The sequence below is a fragment of the Bradyrhizobium sp. i1.15.2 genome, from assembly GCF_040548425.1.
GTDB classification, from domain to species: Bacteria; Pseudomonadota; Alphaproteobacteria; order Rhizobiales; family Xanthobacteraceae; genus Bradyrhizobium; species Bradyrhizobium canariense.
In genome coordinates this window covers 15523-39789 of sequence record NZ_JBEPRQ010000030.1, presented here as the reverse complement: position 1 = coordinate 39789, position 24267 = coordinate 15523, and the positions used below count along the sequence as shown (strand labels likewise).

At 63.1% G+C, this 24267-nt stretch carries 35 protein-coding genes; 33 read left to right on the top strand and 2 right to left on the bottom strand.

All coding sequences use genetic code 11. The annotated features are described in order from the left end of the window. Nucleotides 1-3: 3 nt before the first annotated feature. The 33 genes from rpsG (at nt 4) to ABIB80_RS33315 (ending at nt 21546) form a co-directional block, all read left to right on the top strand. On the top strand, nt 4-474 hold the full coding sequence (gene rpsG / locus ABIB80_RS33475; protein WP_007603009.1) for a 30S ribosomal protein S7: 471 nt from the start codon (nt 4-6) through the stop codon (nt 472-474). 30 nt (nt 475-504) lie between these two features. Next, nucleotides 505-2577: an elongation factor G gene (gene fusA, locus ABIB80_RS33470; protein WP_007603010.1), complete on the top strand. Its 2073-nt coding sequence runs from the start codon at nt 505-507 to the stop codon at nt 2575-2577. A 40-nt stretch (nt 2578-2617) separates the two neighbouring features. Further along, the gene (gene tuf, locus ABIB80_RS33465) at nt 2618-3808 is read left to right on the top strand and encodes an elongation factor Tu (RefSeq protein WP_007603012.1); all 1191 of its coding nucleotides are present in this window, start codon (nt 2618-2620) and stop codon (nt 3806-3808) included. 82 nt (nt 3809-3890) lie between these two features. Next, complete coding sequence (gene rpsJ / locus ABIB80_RS33460; RefSeq protein ID WP_002712302.1) at nt 3891-4199, top strand: 30S ribosomal protein S10; 309 nt, start codon at nt 3891-3893, stop codon at nt 4197-4199. Between the two features lie 53 nt (nt 4200-4252). Continuing rightward, complete coding sequence (gene rplC / locus ABIB80_RS33455; RefSeq protein ID WP_007603016.1) at nt 4253-4966, top strand: 50S ribosomal protein L3; 714 nt, start codon at nt 4253-4255, stop codon at nt 4964-4966. Between the two features lies 1 nt (nt 4967). Next, nucleotides 4968-5588 (top strand): 50S ribosomal protein L4, encoded by a 621-nt coding sequence (rplD, locus tag ABIB80_RS33450; RefSeq protein WP_007603018.1) that lies wholly within the window; start codon nt 4968-4970, stop codon nt 5586-5588. Beyond that, on the top strand, nt 5585-5887 hold the full coding sequence (locus ABIB80_RS33445) for a 50S ribosomal protein L23 (protein ID WP_007603019.1): 303 nt from the start codon (nt 5585-5587) through the stop codon (nt 5885-5887). Before rplD ends, ABIB80_RS33445 begins: the two co-directional genes overlap by 4 nt. Before the next feature lie 12 nt (nt 5888-5899). Next, entirely contained in the window at nt 5900-6733 is an 834-nt protein-coding gene (gene rplB / locus ABIB80_RS33440) for a 50S ribosomal protein L2 (protein WP_007603020.1), read from the top strand. Between the two features lie 12 nt (nt 6734-6745). After that, nucleotides 6746-7024 carry a 30S ribosomal protein S19 gene (gene rpsS / locus ABIB80_RS33435; protein WP_007603021.1) on the top strand — a complete coding sequence of 93 codons (279 nt, stop codon included), beginning with the start codon at nt 6746-6748 and terminating at the stop codon, nt 7022-7024. 10 nt (nt 7025-7034) lie between these two features. Further along, entirely contained in the window at nt 7035-7421 is a 387-nt protein-coding gene (gene rplV, locus ABIB80_RS33430; protein ID WP_007603022.1) for a 50S ribosomal protein L22, read from the top strand. A gap of 18 nt (nt 7422-7439) precedes the next feature. Then, entirely contained in the window at nt 7440-8165 is a 726-nt protein-coding gene (gene rpsC, locus ABIB80_RS33425) for a 30S ribosomal protein S3 (RefSeq protein WP_007603023.1), read from the top strand. A gap of 32 nt (nt 8166-8197) precedes the next feature. Next, complete coding sequence (rplP, locus tag ABIB80_RS33420; RefSeq protein WP_007603024.1) at nt 8198-8611, top strand: 50S ribosomal protein L16; 414 nt, start codon at nt 8198-8200, stop codon at nt 8609-8611. A gap of 5 nt (nt 8612-8616) precedes the next feature. After that, nucleotides 8617-8823 (top strand): 50S ribosomal protein L29, encoded by a 207-nt coding sequence (gene rpmC, locus ABIB80_RS33415; RefSeq protein WP_007603026.1) that lies wholly within the window; start codon nt 8617-8619, stop codon nt 8821-8823. 13 nt (nt 8824-8836) lie between these two features. Further along, entirely contained in the window at nt 8837-9085 is a 249-nt protein-coding gene (rpsQ, locus tag ABIB80_RS33410; protein WP_007603028.1) for a 30S ribosomal protein S17, read from the top strand. Between the two features lie 83 nt (nt 9086-9168). Further along, the gene (gene rplN, locus ABIB80_RS33405) at nt 9169-9537 is read left to right on the top strand and encodes a 50S ribosomal protein L14 (RefSeq protein WP_007603030.1); all 369 of its coding nucleotides are present in this window, start codon (nt 9169-9171) and stop codon (nt 9535-9537) included. Further along, nucleotides 9537-9851, top strand: coding sequence for a 50S ribosomal protein L24 (gene rplX / locus ABIB80_RS33400; RefSeq protein WP_007603031.1), 315 nt, complete (start codon nt 9537-9539; stop codon nt 9849-9851). The genes rplN and rplX overlap by 1 nt, the downstream gene beginning before the upstream one ends. Further along, the gene (rplE, locus tag ABIB80_RS33395) at nt 9844-10401 is read left to right on the top strand and encodes a 50S ribosomal protein L5 (RefSeq protein WP_007603032.1); all 558 of its coding nucleotides are present in this window, start codon (nt 9844-9846) and stop codon (nt 10399-10401) included. Before rplX ends, rplE begins: the two co-directional genes overlap by 8 nt. Before the next feature lie 46 nt (nt 10402-10447). After that, nucleotides 10448-10753 (top strand): 30S ribosomal protein S14, encoded by a 306-nt coding sequence (gene rpsN, locus ABIB80_RS33390; protein ID WP_007603033.1) that lies wholly within the window; start codon nt 10448-10450, stop codon nt 10751-10753. Nucleotides 10754-10767: 14 nt separating this feature from the next. Further along, entirely contained in the window at nt 10768-11166 is a 399-nt protein-coding gene (gene rpsH, locus ABIB80_RS33385; RefSeq protein WP_007603034.1) for a 30S ribosomal protein S8, read from the top strand. A 16-nt stretch (nt 11167-11182) separates the two neighbouring features. Beyond that, complete coding sequence (gene rplF, locus ABIB80_RS33380; RefSeq protein ID WP_007603035.1) at nt 11183-11716, top strand: 50S ribosomal protein L6; 534 nt, start codon at nt 11183-11185, stop codon at nt 11714-11716. An 11-nt stretch (nt 11717-11727) separates the two neighbouring features. Further along, entirely contained in the window at nt 11728-12090 is a 363-nt protein-coding gene (gene rplR, locus ABIB80_RS33375; RefSeq protein ID WP_007603036.1) for a 50S ribosomal protein L18, read from the top strand. Between the two features lie 47 nt (nt 12091-12137). Further along, complete coding sequence (gene rpsE / locus ABIB80_RS33370) at nt 12138-12725, top strand: 30S ribosomal protein S5 (RefSeq protein ID WP_007603037.1); 588 nt, start codon at nt 12138-12140, stop codon at nt 12723-12725. Nucleotides 12726-12750: 25 nt separating this feature from the next. After that, nucleotides 12751-12957 (top strand): 50S ribosomal protein L30, encoded by a 207-nt coding sequence (gene rpmD / locus ABIB80_RS33365; protein WP_007603038.1) that lies wholly within the window; start codon nt 12751-12753, stop codon nt 12955-12957. Between the two features lie 72 nt (nt 12958-13029). Beyond that, on the top strand, nt 13030-13515 hold the full coding sequence (rplO, locus tag ABIB80_RS33360; RefSeq protein WP_007603039.1) for a 50S ribosomal protein L15: 486 nt from the start codon (nt 13030-13032) through the stop codon (nt 13513-13515). Between the two features lie 152 nt (nt 13516-13667). Then, entirely contained in the window at nt 13668-14999 is a 1332-nt protein-coding gene (gene secY / locus ABIB80_RS33355; protein WP_007603040.1) for a preprotein translocase subunit SecY, read from the top strand. Between the two features lie 280 nt (nt 15000-15279). Next, nucleotides 15280-16161 (top strand): adenylate kinase, encoded by an 882-nt coding sequence (locus ABIB80_RS33350; protein ID WP_007603041.1) that lies wholly within the window; start codon nt 15280-15282, stop codon nt 16159-16161. 187 nt (nt 16162-16348) lie between these two features. Then, nucleotides 16349-16717 (top strand): 30S ribosomal protein S13, encoded by a 369-nt coding sequence (gene rpsM, locus ABIB80_RS33345; protein ID WP_007611599.1) that lies wholly within the window; start codon nt 16349-16351, stop codon nt 16715-16717. A 123-nt stretch (nt 16718-16840) separates the two neighbouring features. Further along, complete coding sequence (rpsK, locus tag ABIB80_RS33340; protein ID WP_007603045.1) at nt 16841-17230, top strand: 30S ribosomal protein S11; 390 nt, start codon at nt 16841-16843, stop codon at nt 17228-17230. A 111-nt stretch (nt 17231-17341) separates the two neighbouring features. Continuing rightward, nucleotides 17342-18373 carry a DNA-directed RNA polymerase subunit alpha gene (locus ABIB80_RS33335; protein ID WP_007603046.1) on the top strand — a complete coding sequence of 344 codons (1032 nt, stop codon included), beginning with the start codon at nt 17342-17344 and terminating at the stop codon, nt 18371-18373. A 120-nt stretch (nt 18374-18493) separates the two neighbouring features. Continuing rightward, nucleotides 18494-18910, top strand: a complete 417-nt coding sequence (rplQ, locus tag ABIB80_RS33330; protein ID WP_007603047.1) for a 50S ribosomal protein L17 — start codon at nt 18494-18496, stop codon at nt 18908-18910. 159 nt (nt 18911-19069) lie between these two features. Continuing rightward, nucleotides 19070-19858: an SDR family NAD(P)-dependent oxidoreductase gene (locus ABIB80_RS33325; RefSeq protein WP_007603048.1), complete on the top strand. Its 789-nt coding sequence runs from the start codon at nt 19070-19072 to the stop codon at nt 19856-19858. A 9-nt stretch (nt 19859-19867) separates the two neighbouring features. Beyond that, nucleotides 19868-20164 carry a DUF1330 domain-containing protein gene (locus ABIB80_RS33320; RefSeq protein ID WP_007603049.1) on the top strand — a complete coding sequence of 99 codons (297 nt, stop codon included), beginning with the start codon at nt 19868-19870 and terminating at the stop codon, nt 20162-20164. Between the two features lie 53 nt (nt 20165-20217). Next, a complete protein-coding gene (locus tag ABIB80_RS33315) occupies nt 20218-21546 on the top strand; it encodes a chloride channel protein (protein WP_007603050.1) in 1329 nt (442 codons plus the stop codon). Nucleotides 21547-21549: 3 nt separating this feature from the next. Here ABIB80_RS33315 and ABIB80_RS33310 read toward each other — a convergent pair whose 3' ends face one another. Next, complete coding sequence (locus ABIB80_RS33310; protein ID WP_354129017.1) at nt 21550-22563, bottom strand: zinc-binding alcohol dehydrogenase family protein; 1014 nt, start codon at nt 22561-22563, stop codon at nt 21550-21552. 78 nt (nt 22564-22641) lie between these two features. Then, a complete protein-coding gene (locus ABIB80_RS33305; RefSeq protein ID WP_007603052.1) occupies nt 22642-24255 on the bottom strand; it encodes an OprO/OprP family phosphate-selective porin in 1614 nt (537 codons plus the stop codon). Between the last annotated feature and the right edge of the window lie 12 nt (nt 24256-24267).

Here is a 24267-nt window from a genome sequence, read left to right as displayed (position 1 = left end):
TCCATGTCTCGTCGCCATTCTGCCGAAAAGCGCGAAGTCCTTCCCGATCCGAAGTTCGGGAATATCATCGTTACGAAGTTCATGAATTCGGTGATGTACGCCGGAAAGAAGTCGGTCGCCGAAGGCATCGTCTACGGCGCGTTCGGCCTCATCGAAAGCAAGACCAAGCAGAACCCGCTCGGCGTGTTCGAGCAGGCACTCGAGAACGTCATGCCGACGATCGAAGTGCGCTCCCGCCGCGTCGGCGGCGCGACCTATCAGGTTCCGGTCGAAGTTCGCTCGGTGCGCCGTCAGGCGCTGGGCATTCGCTGGTTGATCTCGGCTGCGCGTGACCGCAACGAGAAGACGATGACCGAGCGGCTCTCTGCGGAGCTCCTGGACGCGTCGAACAACCGGGGTAACGCCGTCAAGAAGCGCGAAGACGTGCACCGGATGGCGGAAGCCAACCGCGCCTTCTCGCACTATCGCTGGTAACGGCGACACACGGAATCTAAGGAACACTCCATGCCCCGCGTTCATGCCATAGAGAACTACCGTAACTTCGGTATCATGGCGCATATCGATGCCGGCAAGACCACGACCACCGAGCGCATCCTCTATTATACCGGCAAGAGCCACAAAATCGGCGAAGTGCACGAAGGTGCCGCGACGATGGACTGGATGGAGCAGGAGCAGGAGCGCGGCATTACGATTACGTCGGCCGCGACCACCGCGTTCTGGGAAGGCAAGCGTCTCAACATCATCGACACTCCCGGCCACGTCGACTTCACCATCGAAGTCGAGCGCAGCCTGCGCGTGCTCGACGGCGCCGTGTGCGTGCTCGACTCGAACCAGGGCGTCGAGCCCCAGACCGAGACGGTCTGGCGCCAGGGCGACAAGTACAAAGTTCCGCGCATCGTCTTCGCCAACAAGATGGATAAGACCGGCGCCGACTTCTACAAGTGCATGCAGGACATTATCGATCGTCTCGGCGCAAAGCCGATCGCGATCCAACTTCCGATCGGTTCCGAGAACAACTTCAAGGGTCTGGTCGATCTCGTTCGCATGAAGGGCGTGATCTGGGAAGAAGAGAAGCTCGACGCCAAGTTCGTGGACATCGATATTCCCGAGGACATGGTCGAGAAGGCCAAGGAATATCGCGAGAAGCTGCTGGAAGCCGCCGTCGAGCTCGACGACGAAGTTCTCGCCGCTTACCTCGACGGCAAGGAGCCCGATGAGGCGACGTTGAAGCGCTTGATCCGCAAGGCCGTGCTGACTGGCGCGTTCTTCCCGGTGTTGTGCGGCTCGGCGTTCAAGAACAAGGGCGTGCAGCCTTTGCTCGACGCGGTCGTGGATTATCTGCCGTCGCCGGTTGACGTGCCCGCCATCAAGGGCGTCGATGAAGACGGCAACGAGGTCGTTCGCCTGCCGGACGACAAGGAGCCGCTGGCTCTGTTGGCCTTCAAGATCATGGACGACCCGTTCGTCGGCACCATCACCTTCTGCCGCATCTATTCCGGCACGCTGCTGTCGGGTACCGGCGTCATCAATTCGACGCGCGACCGCAAGGAGCGCATTGGTCGCATGTTGCTGATGCATGCGAACAACCGCGAAGACATCAAGGAAGCCTATGCCGGCGACATCGTTGCGCTGGCTGGCCTGAAGGAAGCGCGCACCGGTGACACGCTGTGCGATCCCGACAAGGCGGTGATCCTCGAAAAGATGGAATTCCCCGAGCCGGTCATCGAGATCGCGATCGAGCCCAAGTCCAAGGCCGACCAGGAAAAGCTCGGTGTGGCGCTGGCGAAGCTCGCTGCGGAGGATCCGTCGTTCCGCGTGTCGACCGACCAGGAGTCCGGCCAGACCATCCTCAAGGGAATGGGCGAGCTCCATCTCGACATCAAGGTCGACATTCTCCGCCGCACCTACAAGGTCGATGCCAACATCGGCGCGCCGCAAGTGGCGTTCCGTGAGCGCGTCACCAAGAGGGCCGAGGTCAAGTACACCCACAAGAAGCAGACCGGCGGTACCGGTCAGTTCGCGGAAGTGTCGATCGTGGTCGAGCCGAACGAGCCCGGCAAGGGTTACGAGTTCGAGTCCAAGATCGTCGGCGGTGCGGTTCCGAAGGAATACATCCCCGGCGTCGAAAAGGGCCTCAACAGCGTGATGGGCTCTGGTGTCGTCGCGGGCTTCCCCGTGGTCGACGTCAAGGTTCAGCTCGTCGACGGCAAGTATCACGACGTCGACTCGTCGGCGCTCGCCTTCGAAATCGCATCGCGTGCTGCATTCCGCGAAGCCTTGCAGAAGGGCAAGTCCGTCCTGCTCGAGCCGATCATGAAGGTCGAAGTGGTGACCCCGGAAGATTACACCGGCTCCGTCATCGGCGACCTGAATTCCCGGCGCGGTCAGATCCAGGGTCAGGACATGCGCGGCAACGCCAACGTCATCAACGCGATGGTGCCGCTCATGAACATGTTCGGTTACGTGAATAACCTGCGCTCGATGAGCCAGGGTCGCGCAACCTTCACCATGCAGTTCGACCACTACGCAGAAGCGCCGGCCAACGTGTCGGCAGAAGTCCAGAAGAAGTTTGCCTGATTGTCGTCGGTCTCGAACTGACGATTGAACGGAGAGTCAAATGGCCAAAGCAAAGTTTGAACGTAACAAGCCGCACTGCAATATCGGCACCATCGGTCACGTCGACCATGGCAAGACGTCGCTGACCGCGGCGATCACCAAGGTCCTCGCCGAAGCCGGCGGTGCGACGTTCACGGCGTACGACCAGATCGACAAGGCGCCGGAAGAGAAGGCGCGCGGCATCACGATCTCGACGGCGCACGTCGAATACGAGACCAAGAACCGCCACTACGCGCACGTCGACTGCCCCGGCCACGCCGACTACGTGAAGAACATGATCACCGGCGCTGCCCAGATGGACGGTGCGATCCTGGTCGTGTCGGCCGCTGACGGTCCGATGCCGCAGACCCGCGAGCACATCCTGCTCGCCCGCCAGGTCGGCGTTCCCGCGCTGGTCGTGTTCCTCAACAAGTGCGACATGGTCGACGATCCGGAACTGCTCGAGCTGGTCGAGCTCGAGGTTCGCGAGCTGCTCTCGAAGTACGAATTCCCGGGCGACACCATCCCGATCATCAAGGGCTCGGCGCTTGCCGCCCTCGAAGATTCCGACAAGACGCTCGGCCATGAGGCCATCCTCGAGCTGATGAAGCAGGTCGACGCTTACATTCCGCAGCCGGAGCGTCCGGTCGACCTTCCGTTCCTGATGCCGGTTGAAGACGTGTTCTCGATCTCGGGCCGCGGCACCGTCGTGACCGGCCGTGTCGAGCGCGGTATCGTCAAGGTCGGCGAGGAAATCGAGATCGTCGGTCTGCGCGCCACGCAGAAGACCACGGTTACCGGCGTCGAAATGTTCCGCAAGCTGCTCGATCAGGGCCAGGCCGGCGACAACATCGGTGCGCTGCTTCGTGGTACCAAGCGCGAGGACGTCGAGCGCGGCCAGGTGCTGTGCAAGCCGGGTTCGGTCAAGCCGCACACCAAGTTCAAGGCTGAGGCCTACATCCTCACCAAGGAAGAGGGCGGCCGCCACACCCCGTTCTTCACCAACTACCGTCCGCAGTTCTACTTCCGCACCACCGACGTGACCGGTGTCGTGCATCTGCCGGAGGGTACCGAGATGGTGATGCCGGGCGACAACATCGCGATGGAAGTGCACCTGATCGTGCCGATCGCGATGGAAGAGAAGCTCCGCTTCGCGATCCGCGAAGGCGGCCGCACCGTCGGCGCCGGCGTCGTGGCCTCGATCATCGAGTAATTACGAGAATAGGGATCGGCGAATAGCGAATGTGACATTCGCTATTCGCTATTCGCCACCCCACTGAAGAAAGACCACGGCAATGAACGGCCAAAATATTCGCATCCGTCTCAAGGCGTTCGACCATCGTATCCTCGATACGTCGACCCGCGAGATCGTGAACACGGCGAAGCGCACCGGCGCGCAGGTCCGCGGACCCATTCCGCTGCCCACCCGCATCGAGAAGTTCACCGTCAACCGTTCGCCGCACGTCGACAAGAAGAGCCGCGAGCAGTTCGAGATGCGCACTCACAAGCGCCTGCTCGACATCGTCGACCCGACCCCGCAGACCGTCGATGCTTTGATGAAGCTCGACCTGGCCGCCGGTGTCGACGTCGAGATCAAGCTCTAAGATTTTTGGATCACGTTCGCCACTAGCGGACAGAAAGAACAGGAAGCACGCCGATGCGCTCCGGAGTGATCGCACAAAAGGTCGGGATGACGCGGGTCTTTACAGAGGCCGGCGAACATATCCCCGTGACCGTGCTGAAGCTCGGCAATTGCCAGGTCGTAGGCCACCGCACCGAAGAGAAAAACGGTTATGTCGCGCTCCAGCTTGGTTCTGGCAGCCGCAAGACCGTGTACATGCCCAAGGCGGAGCGCGGCCAGTTCGCGGTCGCCAAGGTCGAGCCGAAGCGGCAGGTCGAGGAATTCCGCGTCTCCGCGGATCAGATGATCCCCGTCGGTGCCGAGATCCTGGCCGACCACTTTGTCGTCGGTCAGTTCGTCGACGTCACCGGTACTTCGGTCGGTAAGGGTTTTGCCGGCGGTATGAAGCGCTGGAACTTCGGCGGTCTGCGCGCCACTCACGGCGTCTCGGTCTCGCACCGTTCGATCGGTTCGACCGGTGGCCGTCAGGATCCGGGCAAGACCTGGAAGAACAAGAAGATGCCCGGTCACATGGGCGTCGACCGCATCACCACGCTCAACCTTCGGGTCGTTCAGCTCGATGTCGAGCGCGGTCTGATCCTCGTCGAAGGCGCCGTTCCCGGTTCCAAGGGCGGCTGGATCCGCGTGCGCGACGCCGTCAAGAAGCCGCTGCCGAAGGAAGCTCCGAAGCCCGGCAAGTTCAAGGTTGCTGGCGAAGCGGACGCTGCTCCGGCTGCGCAGGAGGCGTGAGATGGAATTGAAGGTCACGACCCTCGAAGGTAAGGAAGCCGGCTCGGTCCAGCTTTCCGACACCATTTTCGGCCTCGAGCCGCGCCAGGACATCATTGCACGTTGCGTGCAGTGGCAGCTCAACAAGCGCCAGGCCGGTACGCACAAGGCCAAGGGCCGCGCCGAGATCTGGCGCACCGGCAAGAAGATGTACAAGCAGAAGGGCACCGGTGGTGCTCGTCACGGCTCGGCTCGCGTGCCGCAGTTCCGCGGCGGTGGCCGTGCCTTCGGTCCGGTGGTGCGTTCGCACGCCACCGACCTGCCGAAGAAGGTCCGTGCGCTCGCCCTCAAGCATGCGCTCTCGGCCAAGGCCAAGGACGGCGATCTCATCGTGATCGACAAGGCAGCGCTGGAAGCTGCCAAGACCAAGGCGCTGCTCGGTCATTTCTCCGGTCTGGGTTTGACCAACGCGCTGATCATCGACGGCGCCGAGCTCAACAACGGCTTCGCCGCTGCAGCCCGCAACATCCCGAACATGGACGTGCTGCCGATCCAGGGCATCAACGTCTATGATATCCTGCGCCGTCGGAAGCTTGTTCTGACCAAGGCCGCCATCGATGCGCTGGAGGCGCGCTTCAAATGACGAAGAACATCGAGCCTCGCCACTACGACGTGATCCTGTCGCCGGTCGTGACCGAAAAGGCCACGATCGCCTCGGAGCACAACAAGGTGCTGTTCAAGGTGGCCGCAAAGGCGACCAAGCCGCAGATCAAGGAAGCGATCGAGAAGCTGTTCGACGTCAAGGTCAAGAGTGTCAACACGCTGGTCCGCAAGGGCAAGACCAAGATCTTCCGCGGCAATCTCGGCTCGCAGTCGAACTCCAAGCGCGCGATCGTGACTCTCGAAGAGGGTCACCGGATCGACGTGACCACCGGTCTGTAAGGTCGTACGACGATGGCACTGAAGACATTCAATCCCACGACGCCGGGCCAGCGCCAGCTGGTCATGGTCGATCGTTCGGCCCTCTACAAGGGCAAGCCGGTCAAGGCGCTCACCGAAGGTAAGCACTCCTCTGGCGGCCGCAACAACACCGGTCGCATCACCGTGCGCTTCCGCGGCGGCGGTCATAAGCGGACGTTGCGTACGGTCGATTTCAAGCGTGACAAGGTCGATGCGCCCGCGACGGTCGAGCGGCTGGAATACGATCCGAACCGCACCGCCTTCATCGCGCTGGTCAAGTACGAAGACGGCACCCAGGCCTATATCCTGGCGCCGCAGCGTTTGGCCGTCGGTGATTCCGTCGTCGCCGGCAACTACGTCGACGTGAAGCCGGGCAATGTCATGCCGCTCGGCAACATGCCGGTCGGCACGATCATCCACAACATCGAGGTCAAGATCGGGAAGGGCGGCCAGCTCGCCCGTTCCGCGGGCACCTACGCCCAGCTCGTCGGTCGCGACCAGGACTACGTGATCGTCCGCCTGAACTCGGGCGAACAGCGCCTGGTGCACGGCCGTTGCCGCGCCACGATTGGCGCGGTGTCGAACCCGGATCACATGAACACGTCGATCGGCAAGGCCGGCCGCAACCGTTGGCTGGGCCGCAAGCCGCACAACCGCGGCGTTTCCATGAACCCGATCGACCATCCGCACGGCGGTGGTGAAGGTCGTACCTCGGGCGGTCGCCACCCGGTTACTCCGTGGGGCAAGCCGACCAAGGGCAAGAAGACCCGCTCGAACAAGTCGACCAACAAATTCATTCTCCTAAGCCGCCACAAGCGGAAGAAGTAAGGAACGCCGGACATGGTTCGTTCAGTCTGGAAAGGCCCGTTCGTCGAGGGTTCTCTGCTCAAGAAGGCAGATGCCGCGCGCTCGTCCGGCCGTCACGACGTCATCAAGATCTGGAGCCGTCGCTCGACGATCCTGCCGCAATTCGTCGGCCTGACCTTCGGCGTCTACAACGGTCAGAAGCACGTGCCGGTGGCCGTCAACGAGGAAATGGTCGGTCACAAGTTCGGCGAGTTCTCGCCGACCCGTACCTTCCATGGCCACTCCGGGGACAAGAAAGCCAAGAAGGCTTGAGGATTAAACGATGAGCAAACCTAAGCGCGAACGGAGCCTCGCCGAGAACGAGGCCAAGGCGGTCGCCCGGATGCTGCGGGTGAGCCCGCAGAAGCTCAACCTGGTCGCCCAGCTCATTCGCGGCCGGAAGGCGGCTGCTGCGCTCGCCGACCTGCAGTTTTCGCGCAAGCGGATCGCGGTTGACGTGAAGAAGTGCCTGGAATCGGCTATTGCCAACGCCGAGAACAACCACGACCTCGACGTCGACGATCTCGTCGTGGCGCAGGCCTTCGTCGGCAATGGCCTCGTGATGAAGCGCTTTGCCGCCCGCGGCCGTGGCCGCTCGGGCCGTGTCTACAAACCATTTTCACAGCTGACGATCATCGTTCGTCAGGTCGAAGCCGCAGCAGCGGCTTAAGGGACGCAGGAGAACACGATGGGTCAAAAGATCAATCCGATCGGTCTGCGTCTCGGCATCAACCGGACCTGGGATTCCCGCTGGTACGCCGGCAAGCAGGAATACGGCAAGCTGCTGCACGAGGACGTCAAGATCCGCGAGATCCTGCACAAGGAGCTCAAGCAGGCGGCCGTCGCCCGCATCGTGATCGAGCGTCCGCACAAGAAGTGCCGCGTCACCATCCACTCGGCTCGTCCGGGCGTGGTGATCGGCAAGAAGGGCGCCGACATCGACAAGCTGCGCAAGAAGGTCGCGGACATCACCGCGTCCGACGTCGTCATCAACATCGTCGAAATCCGCAAGCCGGAGCTCGATGCGACGCTGGTGGCCGAGTCGATCGCGCAGCAGCTGGAGCGCCGCGTGGCGTTCCGCCGCGCCATGAAGCGCGCCGTCCAGTCGGCGATGCGTCTCGGCGCGGAAGGCATCCGCATCAACTGCTCGGGACGTCTGGGCGGTGCGGAAATCGCGCGCATGGAGTGGTACCGCGAAGGTCGCGTGCCGCTGCACACGCTGCGCGCAGACATCGACTACGGCGTTGCGACCGCGTTCACGACCTTCGGCACCTGCGGTGTCAAGGTCTGGATCTTCAAAGGCGAGATCCTCGAGCACGATCCGATGGCCCAGGACAAGAGAATGGCCGAAGGTGAGACTGGTGGCGGCGGCGATCGCGGCGGCCGGCAGCGCCGTGACAACGCTGCAGCCTGACGCCAGCACAGAGAATTTGAGGGCTTGAAGCCATGATGCAACCTAAGAAAACGAAGTTCCGGAAGGCGCATAAGGGCCGTATCCACGGCGTTGCGTCTTCGGGCGCGACGTTGGCGTTCGGCCAGTTCGGTCTGAAGGCGACCGAGCCTGAGCGCGTCACCGCGCGCCAGATCGAAGCCGCTCGCCGCGCACTGACCCGCCACATGAAGCGCGCCGGCCGCGTCTGGATCCGCATATTCCCCGACGTTCCCGTGTCGAAGAAGCCTGCCGAAGTCCGCATGGGTTCCGGCAAGGGCGCGCCGGAATTGTGGGTCGCGCGCGTCAAGCCGGGCCGGGTACTGTTCGAGATCGACGGCGTCAACACCCAGACAGCGCGTGAAGCGCTGACCCTGGCGGCAGCCAAGCTGCCGATCAAGACGCGCTTCGTCGAGCGCATTGCGGAGTAATGGCCATGGCCCAGATGAAAATCGAAGACATCCGCGCGTTGAGCCCCGATCAGCAGGATGACGCCATCCTGAACCTGAAGAAGGAGCGCTTCAACCTGCGCTTCCAGCGCGCCACCGGGCAGCTCGAGAACACCTCGCGCCTGCGCGAGGCCCGCCGTGACATCGCCCGGATCAAGACCGTCGCCGCGCAGACGCGCGCGAAGAAGAAGTAAGAGGCTTACGAAGATGCCGAAACGTACTTTGCAGGGCGTGGTCGTCAGCGACAAGCAAGCCAAGACCATCGTGGTGCGCGTCGATCGCCGCTTTACGCACCCGATCTACAAGAAGACGATCCGCCGTTCGAAGAACTACCACGCGCACGACGAGAGCAACGAGTTCAAGCCGGGCGACATGGTGTGGATCGAGGAATCGAAGCCGATTTCGAAGTTGAAGCGCTGGGTCGTGATCCGGGGCGAACACAAGAAAAGCGCCTGATCTGTTGGCTTTAGCCGACTGACTTCAGGTAAATGTTGAGCGCCGGCTGGGCTGGCGCAAAGAGAAGAGGACGAGGTGCATCAATGATTCAGATGCAGACCAACCTCGACGTGGCCGATAATTCTGGCGCACGCCGTGTCATGTGTATCAAGGTGCTCGGGGGCTCCAAGCGCCGCTACGCCACGATCGGCGACATCATCGTTGTCTCGATCAAGGAAGCGATTCCGCGTGGCAAGGTGAAGAAGGGCGACGTGATGAAGGCCGTCGTGGTGCGCGTCCGCAAGGACATCCGCCGCGCCGACGGTTCGGTCATCCGCTTCGACCGCAACGCCGCCGTTCTGATCAACAATCAGTCCGAGCCGGTCGGTACCCGTATCTTCGGGCCCGTGCCGCGCGAGCTGCGCGCCAAGAACCACATGAAGATCATCTCGCTCGCGCCGGAGGTGCTGTGATGGCTGCGAAGATCCGCAAGGGCGACAAGGTCGTCGTGCTGACCGGCCGCGACAAGGGCCGCACCGGCGAGGTGTTCGAAGTGCGTCCCGACGCCGGTACGGCGCTGGTGCGCGGCATCAACATGGTCAAGCGTCACCAGAAGCAGACGCAGGCCCAGGAGGGCGGCATCATCTCGAAAGAGTCGCCGATCCAACTGTCCAACATCGCGTATGTCGGCAAGGACGGGAAGCCGACCCGCGTCGGATTCAAGATTCTGGCGGACGGCAAGAAGGTCCGCATCGCCAAGAGCTCGGGAGCTGAGATCGATGGCTGAGGCCGCTTACACGCCGCGCCTGCGCGCGGAATACGACGCGAAGATCCGGACGGAAATGACCGAGAAGTTCGGTTATGAGAACGTCATGCAGGTTCCGCGGCTGGACAAGGTCGTGCTGAACATGGGCGTTGGCGATTCCGTCAACGACCGCAAGAAGGCCGAGAACGCCGCTGCGGAATTGACCCAGATCGCCGGCCAGAAGGCGATCGTGACCTATTCGCGCATCGCAATCGCGACCTTCAAGTTGCGTGAGAACCAGCCGATCGGCTGCAAGGTCACGCTGCGCAAGGCCCGCATGTACGAGTTCATCGATCGCCTGGTGACGGTCGCGCTGCCGCGCGTCCGCGACTTCCGCGGCTTGAACCCGAAGAGCTTCGACGGCCGCGGCAACTACTCGCTCGGCCTCAAGGAACACATCATTTTCCCCGAGATCGACTTCGACAAGGTCACGGAATCCCGTGGTATGGACATCACCGTCTGCACCACGGCCAAGACCGACGACGAGGCGAGGGCCTTGTTGACCGCTTTCAATTTCCCGTTCCGGCAGTGAGACGCTGACCTAAAGCCTCTCAAACGCGGATACCCAGGAGCCAAGCATGGCAAAGAAGAGTTCAGTCGAGAAGAACAACCGGCGCAAGCGGATGGCGAAGAACGCCGCTCCGAAGCGCGAGCGGTTGAAGGCGATCATCGCCGACAAGTCGCTGCCGATGGAGGAGCGGTTCGCCGCGACCCTGAAGCTGGCGGAAATGCCGCGCAACTCGTCGACGACCCGCATCCGTCTGCGTTGCGAGCTGTCGGGCCGTTCGCGCTCGAACTATCGCTTGACCAAACTGTCCCGCATCGCAATGCGGGATCTTGGCTCCAGGGGCATGGTCCCGGGCCTCGTAAAGTCCAGCTGGTAAGGAGGGTCGTTTAGATGTCTACGCACGATCCAATCAGCGATCTGATCACCCGCATCCGTAACGCGCAGATGCGTTCCAAGAACAAGGTCTCCACGCCTGGCTCGAAGATGCGTGAGAACGTCCTCGAGGTGCTCAAGAGCGAGGGCTACATCCGCGGTTACGCCACGCTCGAGCACTCCTCGGGCCGCAGCGAGATCGAGATCGAGCTGAAGTATTTCGATGGCGAGCCCGTTATCCGCGAGATCGAGCGTGTCTCCAAGCCCGGGCGTCGCGTTTACGCCTCGGTGAAGAACCTGCCGCGGGTCAATAACGGACTCGGCATTTCGGTGTTGTCGACGCCGAAGGGAATCATGGCTGACCACAGTGCGCGTGAAGCGAACGTGGGCGGTGAAGTTCTCTTCACGGTGTTCTGAGAAGGATTTTTGATCCATGTCACGTGTTGGCAAAAGGCCGGTAGCGGTGCCGTCGGGTGTGACCGCGACCGTCGACGGGCAGACCGTCAAGATGAAGGGGCCGAAGGGCCAGCTTCAGTTCGTCGTCCATAACGACGTCGAGGTGAAGCTCGACAACGGGCAGGTCAAGGTGAACCCCCGGGTCGAGACCAACCGCGCGCGGGCCCTGTACGGGACCGCTCGCGCCCAGGTCGCGAATCTGGTCGAAGGCGTCACCAAGGGTTTCGAGAAGAAGCTCGAAATCACCGGCGTCGGTTACCGCGCCGCGCTGCAGGGCAAGAACCTGCAGCTCGCGCTCGGCTACAGCCACGATGTGGTCTACGCGATCCCGGAAGGGATCACGATCACCGTGCCGAAGCCGACCGAGATCACGGTGACCGGCAGCGACATTCAGCGCGTCGGCCAGGTCGCCGCCGAGATTCGCTCCTATCGTCCGCCGGAGCCCTACAAGGGCAAGGGCGTGAAGTATGTTGGCGAATTCATCTTCCGCAAGGAAGGCAAGAAGAAGTAACGGAGCCGGTCATGTCGAAAGCCAAGGTTACGAATGCCCGGCGCAAGCGCAGTGTACGTCTGAAGCTGCGCCGCTCGGGTGGCGGCCGTCCGCGCCTGTCGGTGTTCCGCTCGTCCAAGCACATCTACGCCCAGGTCATCGACGACCTGAAGGGCGAGACGCTGGCCTCTGCCTCGTCGCTCGAGAAGTCGATGCGCGATGGCGGCAAGACCGGCGCCGATATCGATGCGGCGAAGGCGGTCGGCAAGCTCCTGGCCGAGCGCGCCGCCGAGAAGGGTGTCAAGGAAGTCGTGTTCGATCGCGGCAGCTATCTCTATCACGGGCGCGTCAAGGCTCTTGCCGACGCGGCGCGTGAGAGCGGGCTGAGCTTCTAACAGAATTTGAGGATTGAGGCGTAAGCCTCTGAAGGACTGGAAAAACCATGGCAGAACGCGAACAACGTGGTGGACGCGATCAACGCGGCGGCGGACGTGAACGCAGGGAAGAGCGCGACAGCGAGTTCGTCGACAAGCTCGTCCACATCAATCGCGTCGCCAAGGTCGTCAAGGGCGGCAAGCGCTTCGGTTTCGCAGCGCTGGTCGTGATCGGCGACCAGAAGGGCCGCGCCGGCTTCGGTCACGGCAAGGCGCGCGAAGTGCCCGAGGCGATCCGCAAGGCAACCGAATCCGCCAAGCGCAACCTGACCCGCGTGTCGTTGCGCGAGGGCCGCACGCTGCATCACGACATCGCCGGCCGTCATGGCGCGGGCCGTGTTTACCTGCGCGCAGCTCCGGCCGGTACCGGCATCATCGCCGGCGGCCCGATGCGCGCCGTGTTCGAGACGCTCGGCGTCCAGGACGTGGTTGCGAAGTCGATCGGCTCGTCGAACCCGTACAACATGGTTCGCGCGACCTTCGATGCGCTGAAGCATCAGGATTCGCCGCGCTCGGTCGCTGCCCGCCGCAATATCAAGGTGTCCACCCTCCAGTCCCGCCGTATCGGTGGTGACGCCGAGGCGGTTGCCGAATAACGCAAGCTTTTCGGAGTAGACGCCCATGGCCAAGAGTGCCGTTACGACCGCAAAGACGATCAAGATCGAGCAGACCGGCAGCGCGATCCGCCGCCATCACTCGCAGCGCTCGACGCTGATCGGGCTCAAGCTCAACAAGATCGGCCGCACCAGCGAACTGCCGGACACCCCGGCGGTCCGTGGCATGATCTTGAAAGTTCACCATCTCGTTCGCATCGTCGACGAGAAGTAAGCAAAGGCGCACGATCCCGGAGCGGGACCCGTTTTCGGTGAAGGTCATGCGCAAGAAACAAGGAGCAGGGCGATGAAGCTCAGCGATATCGCCGACAATGCCGGCTCGCGCAAGAAGCGTATGCGCGTCGGCCGCGGCATTGGTTCGGGCAAGGGCAAGCAGGCCGGCCGCGGTGGCAAGGGCCAGACCGCGCGTTCGGGCGTGCGCATCAAGGGTTTCGAAGGCGGCCAGATGCCCTTGCATCGTCGTCTGCCTAAGCGCGGCTTCAACAACATCTTCCGTGTGGAGTTCGCCGAGATCAATCTCGACCGGCTCCAGGACGCGGTCGATGCCAAGAAGATCGACACCGGCAGCGTCGTGAACGTCGAATCCCTGGTCAAGGCCGGCGTGCTGCGCCGCGCCAAGGGTGGCCTGCGGCTGCTCGGCCGTGGCGAGTTCAAGGCCAAGCTCAACATCGAAGTGCACGGCGCCTCGAAGACCGCGATTGCGGCAGTCGAGAAGGCCGGCGGTTCGGTGAAGATCCTCGCGCCTGCCAAGGAAGAAGGCGAGGCGGCGTAACAACTGCGTCATCGGCCCGCGGCTCGCGGGCCTTTACGCATGCGGGACGATGGACTTATCGAAGCCGTAGCCCCAGATAATGTCCGGTGTCCGGTATAATGTAGCCCGGCCGCGGGCATAACGGCGCAATAAGCGGCGGGAGAAAGTCCAAGATGGCCTCTGCAGCGGAACAACTGGCAGCCAATCTCAATTTCGGTGCGTTTGCCAAGGCCGACGAACTGAAGAAGCGCATCTGGTTTACCCTGGGTGCGCTGCTCGTTTATCGGCTCGGGACCTACATCCCGCTCCCCGGCATCGATCCCAACATCTGGGAGCAGGTGTTCCGCTCCCAGGCGGGCGGCATCCTCGGCATGTTCAACATGTTCGCCGGCGGCGGCATTCACCGCATGGCGATCTTTGCGCTGAACATCATGCCGTACATCTCGGCCTCCATCATCATCCAGCTCCTGACCACCGTCTCGCCGCAGCTCGAGGCGCTGAAGAAGGAAGGCGAGTCCGGCCGCAAGCTGCTGAACCAGTACACCCGTTATCTCACGGTGATCCTGGCCGCGTTCCAGTCCTACGGCATCGCAGTGGGCCTCGAAGGCGCCGGCAACGTCGTCAGCGACCCCGGCATGTTCTTCCGCCTGTCGACGGCGATCACGCTGACCGGCGGCACCATGTTCCTGATGTGGCTGGGCGAGCAGATCACCTCGCGCGGCATCGGCAACGGCATTTCTCTGATCATTCTCTCCGGCATCGTCGCCGAGCTGCCCGCGGCGCTCGCCAACATGCTCGAACTCGGCCGTCAGGGTGCGATGTCGACCGGCCTGATTCTGGTCGTCATCGTCATGGCGGTGGCCGTGATCGCCTTCATCGTGTTCGTGGAGCGCGCCCAGCGCCGGCTCTTGATCCAGTATCCGAAGCGCCAAGTCGGCAACAAGATGTTCGAGGGGCAGTCCTCGCATCTGCCGCTCAAGCTCAACACCTCGGGCGTGATCCCGCCGATCTTCGCGTCCTCACTGCTGCTGCTGCCGACCACGGTTGCGAACTTCAATGCGGGCAGCGGGCCGGAATGGTTCCAGTGGATCACCACCCAGCTCGGCCACGGCCGTCCGCTGTTCCTGATCATGTATCTGGCGCTGATCGTGTTCTTCGCCTTCTTTTACACCGCGATCGTGTTCAATCCGACCGAGACTGCGGACAATCTGAAGAAGCACGGCGGCTTCATTCCGGGTATCCGCCCGGGCGAGCGTACCGCGGAATATATCGACTACGTGCTGTCGCGCATCACCGTGCTCGGCGCGGTCTATCTCGCGATCGTCTGCTTGATTCCAGAAATCCTGATCTCCTACGCGTCGGTGCCGTTCTACTTTGGCGGCACTTCGCTGCTGATCGTCGTCAGCGTCACCATGGACACGGTGGCACAGGTGCAGGGCTATCTCCTGGCGCATCAGTACGAAGGCCTGATCCGGAAGTCGAAGCTGCGCGGCCGCCGCCGTTAAGCGCGGCGTCCTCTCGGGCGGCGCAATTGCCGCCGCCGATTCGCCGCGCGTGCAACGCGCGCGGACGGCGAGCCGGCCATTCGGTCGCCTCGGCAAAGCCGCTCTTACTGTCGTGCAAGCACTTATCTCCAAGCACTGGTCTCAAAGGCTTCTTGGCGTCCGGCCATCTGCTCCCCTATGATATGGGTAGCGGTGCGGCGCTGATTATGATTTGCACTGTAACTGGACTTCAAAACACAGGTGCACGACGTATCGCGCACCAATCGGGGGGCGTACGCCGATGAGAATCATACTTCTGGGGCCGCCGGGATCGGGCAAGGGCACCCAGGCGCAGCTGCTGGTGCAGCGCTATGGCATCGTCCAGCTCTCGACCGGCGAGATGTTGCGTGCAGCGGTGGCGGCCGGAACGCCGGTCGGTCTCAAGGCCAAGGAGATCATGGCCAGCGGCGGCCTCGTGCCAGACGATGTCGTGGTCGGAATCATCTCCGATCGGATCGATCAGCCGGATGCCAAGAACGGTTTTATCCTCGACGGTTTCCCGCGGACCGTGCCGCAGGCCGAGGCGCTGGATGAGCTGCTCAAGCACAAGCACCTCAAGCTCGATGCCGTGATCGAGCTCCGCGTCAACGAGAGCGCGCTCCTGAACCGTGTCGAGACTCGCGTCGCCCAGATGCGCGAGCGCGGGGAGGAGGTCCGGCTCGACGACACTCCGGAAGTCCTCACCAAGCGACTCGCCAGCTACCGCAACCAGACGGAGCCGCTGATTCACTACTATTCCGAGCGGCGGAAGCTCTCGACCATCGACGGCATGATGGCCATCGACGAGGTCACCCGCGCCATCCATCGCCAGCTCCTGGCGCTCGGGGCGGTCGAGCCCAAGACACATGGCAAGACCCGCGCCCGGAGCGCGGCCAAGGCGGCCCCGGCCAGAAAGGCCAAGACTGCTAAGAAATCGGCCAAAACGCCCGTGAAAGCGGCCAAAAAGGCTGCGAAATCCAAGAAGGCGGCCAAGAAGGCGACGAAGGCAGGCAAGAGAATCGTCAAGAAAGCCGCCAAGAAGGTAGGAAAGAAGAAGGCAGCCAAAAAGACCGCCAGGAAGGCTGTCAAGAAAGGTGCCAAAAAGGCCGCAAAAAAGGTCACGAAAAGGCGAGCTAAGCGCTAGCAGCGGTTGACGAAAGCCCCCTGAATCCCCTAATAAGCCCCGCATCCAAGTCGGATAGTTTCAAACGATGCCGGGCCCCAGGAAGACCAGGGGTGGGCGTCGTGTTCGCGTTTGTGAACACCTGCCCGAGAAACCAAGCACTTAAAGCCCGATTCCTGACGAGGGATTGGCGACAGGAGAGAAGGCCGTGGCCCGTATTGCCGGCGTGAACATCCCGACCAACAAGCGCGTGCTGATCGCGCTCCAGTACATCCATGGCATCGGTCAGAAGATCGCCGGTGAGATCATGGAGAAGGTGAAGATCCCAGACGATCGTCGGGTCAATCAGCTCAGCGACGCCGAAGTGCTTCAGATCCGCGAAGTGATCGACCGCGACTATCTCGTCGAGGGCGATTTGCGTCGTGAGGTCGGCATCAACATCAAGCGTCTGATGGATCTCGGCTGCTACCGCGGCCTGCGCCATCGTCGCGGTCTGCCGGTGCGTGGCCAGCGTACCCACACCAATGCGCGTACGCGCAAGGGTCCGGCCAAGGCCATCGCCGGCAAGAAGAAGTAAGTTTTCGCATCCAATCACGGCGTGTGGCGACCCGGGGATGACCCGTTCGCCACGCGCCTTTCGTTCCACAGGTGTAGCCGCTGGCATTACGGCGGCGTTTGAGATCTTCAGGAAAGGTAGTCTATGGGCAAGGAAGCCACCCGCGTTCGTCGTCGTGAGCGCAAGAACATCGCCTCCGGCGTCGCGCACGTGAACTCGTCGTTCAACAACACGACCATCACCATCACCGACGCGCAGGGCAACACGATTGCCTGGTCCTCCGCCGGCACGATGGGCTTCAAGGGCTCGCGCAAGTCGACCCCGTATGCCGCACAGGTTGCCGCCGAGGACGTGTCGAAGAAGGCGCAAGAGCACGGCATGCGCACGCTGGAAGTCGAAGTCGCCGGTCCCGGTTCGGGCCGCGAATCGGCGCTCCGGGCGCTGCAGGCCGCGGGCTTCACCGTCACCTCGATCCGCGACGTGACCACGATCCCGCACAACGGTTGCCGTCCCCGTAAGCGTCGGCGCGTTTGATACCAGATTGCGGGCGCATCGGCGCCCGCGATGACTTTTTGCAAAGCCGTGGAAATGATCTGCGGCCTTTCTCCAACGCCAGTGCCTGCAACAGCAGTCTGACTGGCCTGTATGGGTGAAACAGTGACGATCCAGAAAAATTGGCAAGAACTGATTCGGCCGAACAAGCTGCAGGTACAGCCCGGCAGCGATCCGACCCGTTTCGCGACCATCGTCGCCGAACCGCTCGAGCGCGGCTTCGGCCAGACGCTCGGCAACGCGCTGCGCCGCATCCTGCTGTCCTCGCTCCAGGGCGCGGCAGTGCAGTCGGTGCACATCGACGGCGTGCTGCACGAGTTCTCCTCGATCGCGGGCGTCCGTGAGGACGTCACCGACATCGTGCTCAACATCAAGGACATCTCGATCAAGATGCAGGGCGAAGGCCCCAAGCGCATGGTCGTCAAGAAGTCCGGCCCGGGCGTCGTCACCGCCGGCGACATCCAGACCGTGGGCGACGTCGTCGTGCTCAATCCCGACCTGCAGATCTGCACGCTCGACGAGGGCGCCGAGATCCGCATGGAGTTCACGGTCGCAACCGGCAAGGGCTACGTTCCCGCCGAGCGCAACCGCCCCGAGGACGCACCGATCGGCCTGATCCCGGTCGATAGCCTGTACTCGCCGGTCCGCAAGGTCTCCTACAAGGTCGAGAACACCCGCGAGGGCCAGATCCTCGACTACGACAAGCTGACCATGACGATCGAGACCAACGGCGCGCTGACGCCTGATGATTCCGTCGCCTACGCTGCGCGCATCCTGCAAGATCAGCTCAACGTGTTCGTCAACTTCGAAGAGCCGCGCAAGGAAGTCGCCCAAGAGATCATCCCGGACCTCGCCTTCAACCCGGCCTTCCTCAAGAAGGTGGACGAGCTCGAGCTGTCGGTGCGTTCGGCCAACTGCTTGAAGAACGACAACATCGTCTACATCGGCGACCTCGTGCAGAAGTCCGAAGCCGAAATGCTCCGCACTCCGAACTTCGGCCGCAAGTCGCTGAACGAGATCAAGGAAGTGTTGGCCCAGATGGGTCTGCACCTCGGCATGGAAGTGCCGGGCTGGCCGCCGGAGAACATCGACGAGCTCGCCAAGCGCTTCGAGGATCACTACTGATCCGAACGACGACAGGCTGAGGCGCGAATTCATCGCGCCTTAGCGGGCGAACGCAGGCAGCCCACCTGAGCAACTGGTCCGACGAACCGTCGCGACGAATGAAATTCAAGGAATAGATAAATGCGTCACGGCAAGGTTCATCGTAAGCTCAACCGCACCGCCGAGCATCGCCGCGCGATGTTCGCCAACATGTGCGCCGCGCTGATCAAGCACGAGCAGATCGTCACCACGCTGCCGAAGGCGAAGGAATTGCGTCCGATCGTCGAGAAGCTGATTACCCTCGGCAAGAAGGGCGGGCTGGCCATGCGCCGCCAGGCCATCTCCGAAATGCGCGACAAGGATCAGGTCAGGAAGCTGTTTGACACCCTCGCGCCCCGCTACAAGGATCGCCAGGGTGGCTACACCCGCATCATCAAGGCCGGCTTCCGCTACGGCGACAACGCCCCGATGGCCGTGATCGAGTTCGTCGACCGCGACGTCGATGCCAAGGGCCAGGACTCCGGTCCGGTGCAGGAGAAGGAAGCCGAGGCGGCGTAAGCCGACCGGCAGAGAGTTTTCAGAAAGCGGCGCCTTCGGGCGCCGCTTTTTTATTGGCCGTCCTCGTTGGTTGCGTCCTGCTCTCACGCGTCGGTGAGTGCCGATTGCTATCGTGCCGGCAGCGCCCAATATCTCCGCCAGCATCAACGGAGATCACGCATGAACATCGACCTTTCCGGAAAGACCGCCCTCGTGACCGGCTCGACCGCTGGTATCGGCCACGCCATCGCCAAGGGCCTTGCCGGCTCGGGTGCGAGCGTCGTGATCAACGGACGCGGCCAGGACAAGGTCGATGCCGCCGTGCGCAAGCTGGAAGGTGTGGGCGGGAAGGTCCGCGGCATCGCTGCCGATGTCTCGACCGCTGCCGGCTGCAAGGCGCTGGCCGCGGCGCTGCCAGACGTCGATATCCTCATCAACAATGCCGGCATCTTCGAGCCGAAGGACTTTTTCGACATTCCGGACGAGGACTGGAGCCGCTTCTTCGAGGTCAACGTCATGAGCGGCGTGCGTCTCTCGCGCGCGTATATGAAGGGCATGCTCAAGCGCAACTGGGGCCGCATCGTCTTCATCTCCTCGGAGTCCGGGCTCAACATTCCCGTCGAGATGATCCACTATGGAATGAGCAAGACGGCGCAGCTCTCGGTCGCGCGGGGCCTGGCGCAGCTCACCCGCGGCACCGGCGTCACCGTCAATTCCGTGCTGCCGGGCCCGACAATGTCGGAGGGCGTCGAGACGTTCGTGAAGGATCTTGCCAAGCAGAACGGCCAGTCGGTCGATGAGGCCGCGGCCAATTTCGTCAAGCAGCATCGCCCGAGCTCGCTGATCCAGCGCTTCGCCAGCGTCGACGAGATCGCCAACATGGTGGTCTATGTCGCCTCGAAGGAAGCGTCCGCGACCAACGGTGCGGCGCTGCGTGCCGAGGGCGGCATCGTCAACACGATTGCCTGAGGCCTGCGCATGCCGGCCTACGTGATCTCCGAGGTCGAGGTGCGCGACAGAGCCGCGATGGAAGCCTATCGCACGTTGGCCGCGGCAACCATCGCGCAATATGGCGGCCGCTATCTCGTGCGTGGCGGCGCCACTGAGGTGGTGGAGGGCGGCCCGCCGCCCAAGACCATCATCATCGTGGAGTTCCCATCGATGGCGCGGGCGCAGGAATGGTACGCGTCAGTGGAATATGCCGAAGCGCTAAAGCTGCGGCAAACGGCGCTGGAGCGACGGTTGATGTTCGTCGAAGGCGTGGTTCCAGTCTAGCTGGTCTGCTCGCTTGCCCCTTCAATTCGCGACGTGACCGGCTAAAACGGCTCATGCTCTGGCCCCTGTCGACCCGCCATAAACGCCTGTTCAGGCTGACATCCGCGCGATGGCAGCGGCGGGCGATCTTCGTGCTCGGTGGGATCGGGGTTGGCGCCGCGGCGGTGGTGCTGGCCCAGCTCGCCGATCTCGCCCAGCACGCCTTTGCGCTGCTGTTGGCTCAGTCGCGCTACGTCGTACTCGCGGTGACACCTCTCGGCTTCATGCTCTCGGCCTATCTGACCACCCGGCTGTTCCCGAACGCACAGGGCAGCGGCATTCCCCAGGCGATCGCCGCGCGGCATCTGACCGACCAGGCGGCGCGCGAGAGCCTGGTCTCGATCCGAATCGCGATCGGAAAAGTGATCCTCACCTTGTTCGGCCTGCTATGCGGCGGCTCCGTCGGCCGGGAAGGACCGAGCGTTCAAGTCGGCGCTTCCATCATGTTCGCCCTCGGCCGCGTCTCGCCACGCCGCCAGCCCGGATTGATCCTGGCCGGCGCGGCCGCCGGCGTCGCGGCCGCCTTCAACACACCGCTGGCGGGAATCGTCTTCGGCATCGAGGAGATGAGCCGTGCTTTCGAGACACGTACCAGCAGCCTCATCATTGCGGCGGTGATCGCGGCCGGCCTGACCTCGCTCGCGCTGATGGGCAACTACGCCTATTTCGGCAGCAGTGCGATGTCGCTGGCCCCCGGCGTCGACTGGCTGGCGGTTCCGGTGTGCGGCGTGGTCGGCGGTTTGGCTGGCGGCATCTTCAGCCGTATCGTCATCATTATGGCGCGCGGCTTGGCCCATCCGTTCGGACGCGCGGTGAAGGGCCACCCTCTGTGGTTCGCGCTTGCGTGCGGATTGGCGGTCGCGATCTGCGGCCTTGTCTCCGGCGATACGATCTATGGCACAGGCTACCAGCAGGTAAAGACGGCCCTGGAGCAGGGCGGACCGCTGCCGCAGGACTTCGGCATCCTCAAGCTTCTCGCCACCACCTTCGCGGCAATCAGTGGCATACCCGGCGGAATTTTTTCGCCGTCACTCGCCGTTGGAGCCGGCCTCGGCAGCAATATCGCGTCCTTCTTCCACGACGCTCCGGTCGGCGCGATCATGCTGCTTGGCATGGTGTCGTATTTTGCAGGTGTAGTGCAGGCGCCGATCACCGCTTTTGTCATCGTGACCGAGATGACCGACAACCACGCCATGGTGGTGCCGTTGATGGCCGCCGCCCTGATTGCACATGCCACATCGCGGATGATCTGCGAGGAAGGGATCTACCACGCGCTCGCCAAGGGCTTTATCGAGCGGGCGACGCGTCCGCCGGAGACGAATGCGGCGCCCGGTTCGAGCTAGGACCTACCACCCCTCCAGCACGATCTTGCCGCGCGACTTGCCACTCTCGAGCAGTGCATGCGCGCGCTTGAGATTGATCGCGTTGATCGTGCCAAAGGTCTGGTCGAGCGTCGTGCGCAGCACGCCCTTGTCGATGAGGTCGGCGACATCGTTGAGCAGATGATGCTGCGCGATCATGTCGGCGGTCTGGAACGAGGAGCGCGTGAACATCGATTCCCAGTGCACCGAGATCGCCTTGCCCTTGAACGCGCTCACGGTGAATTCCGGGGGATCGTCGATCAGGCCGAACTTGCCCTGCGGTGCCATGAATTCGGCGATGCTCTTGTAGTGCTGGTCGGTGAAGGTGAGGCTCGCCACCAGCGCGACCGGCGGCAGCTTGAGCTTCTCGATCTGCTCCTTCATCGGCTTGCCGTGGTCGATCACCGCATGCGCGCCGAGATCGAGGCACCATTTTTGCGACTCCGGTCGCGTCGCGGTCGCGACAACCGTAAGGCCGGTGAGGCGGCGTGCAAGCTGGATCAGGATGGAGCCGACACCGCCGGCGCCGCCCGTGATCAAGAGCGTGCGCGGATCAACACTCTTGCCGGGCACCGCACCGAGCCGATCGAATAACAGCTCGCAGGCGGTGATGGAGGTGAGGGGTAGGGCGGCGGCCTGCGCAAACGACAGGCTCTTCGGCTTGTTGCCGACGATGCGCTCGTCGACGAGATGGAATTCGGAATTGGTACCCTGGCGCAGGATCGAGCCGGCGTAAAACACCTCATCGCCCGGCTTGAACAGCGTGACGTCCGGACCGACGGCGTCGACCACGCCGGCCGCGTCATAGCCCAGAATCTTCGTCTCGCCCTCTGGCGGGGCTGCGCGCTTGCGCACCTTGTAATCGACCGGATTGGCCGAGATCGCCTTCACGGCCACGCGGATATCACGGCCCTTCGGTTCGGGCTTTGCGGTCTCGAAATCGATCAGCGCGTCCTGATCCTCGATCGGAAGCGACTTCCTGTAGCCGACGGCCTTCATGGCGTGTCTCCTTCAGATAGCGTTGCAGATGCTGGGTCCCGGGTTCGCATTTTGGCGCCCCGGGACGACAGGCGAGACCTAGAACGCGAACTGCGTCCGCATCGCGACCGCATCGAATTTCGAGCCGACATCGGCGGTCGAGACCGGCGAGGCCTGCCTCGACACCGTGCCATGCAGATAGTCCAGCATGAAACGGACGTTGCCGTTGACGTACCAGTTCAGCGCCGCCGTGTAGACGGTCTGCCGGCCGCCTGCGACGCCGGTGGCGGTTCCGAGCTGATCGTTGAGGTCGACCGTGGAGAACCGTCCCGCGATTTCCCACGCGCCCCAGCCACCGCCCTCGAGCGAGAACGGGTGCGCTGGCTTAACGCCGCCATAGGCCGCATTCGCCGCATTGTAACTGCGGCTCTCGCCCGTCAGCACGTAGCCGGCCTGCGCGTAGCCGCCCTGGAATTTGAGGCTCGGCGCACCCAGCGGCGGCAGGCCGGTATTGGCGCTGCGATCGATGTTGTACCAGAAATACTCGCCTTGCAGGATCAGCGGTCCATAGGTGGCGGCCGCTTCGACGCTGTAGACCTGCGCGCCGGAGGCATTGGCGATTGCGCTGGTCGTAGCCAGTGCCGTGGGATCGATGCGCAGTTCCGGACGATCGCTCAGCGTCACCGTCTGTGCACCCGTCACCAGATTGCGCGTCGGCTGGATCAGCCATTCGGCATTGCCGCCGAGATGGACTGAGTAGTCTTTGCCGCTGACGACCTGGCCGGCGACACGGGCGACCGCGCCGTATTGTTCCGTGGTGCCGTTCGGCGCAACGCTCGAGGCTGAGTGGATCGCACCGGTAGCGGGACCGGTAACATAGCCGCCCGCCCAGAACACGTCGTTGTACCAGCGCGTGCCGACAGCCGAGCGGAAGTCGCCTGCGGCGATGCTGGTGGCAACGATGCCCGCCGAGGCGCGCTCCATGAACATGATGTCGTTGGAGCTCGTGGCCTCATCGAGCGTGTAGGGCAGGTCCATGATGCCGCCTTCGATGGCCATCTTGCCGCCGAATGGCTTCAAGCCGGTGTAGCTGAGATAGGCGTTCTCGACGCCGGAGACGCCGCCGCCGGGCAGCGAACCCGGAGCTGCGCCGCCAAATCCGTCGGAGGAGCCGCCGAAGTCGTAGATCAGCGCGAAATTCCAGTCATTGAAGAACTTGCCGGCGAGACCGATGCGCGCGCGGCGGACGTTCTCGCCGCTGTCGAGCTTTTGCGGCACGGTCGCCCCCGTGTTGGGCCGATAGTCATAGCCGCCGACATCCCAATGCACGCGGCCTGTGATTCCGACGCAGTTTGCTCCATCGGCAGTGCAGATAGTGGGCCGGTTGTTCGGCATCGTCACGACGACGCCGGATGCGGGCGCTGGTCCCTTGAGCGGGATCGCCGCGTTGGCGTTGGCGACGACGGCCTTCGCTTCGGACCGCGCTTCGGCTTTCGCCTCCGCCTTCGCCTCAAGCCTGGCCTTCGCCGTCGCCGCGGTATTCGCGGCGGTCTGGCTCTGGAGCTTGTCGAGCTTCTGCTCCAGCATCTTCAACTGCTGCTTCAGGAGCGCGATCTCCTGGTCGCTGCTGCTCGCCGATTGGGCCTGGGCCTGCGAAGCTGCCAGTGCGGCGGCGAGACCAATCGCCGTGGCTGCAATTCTTGTCCTGCTCACGTCATGACTCCA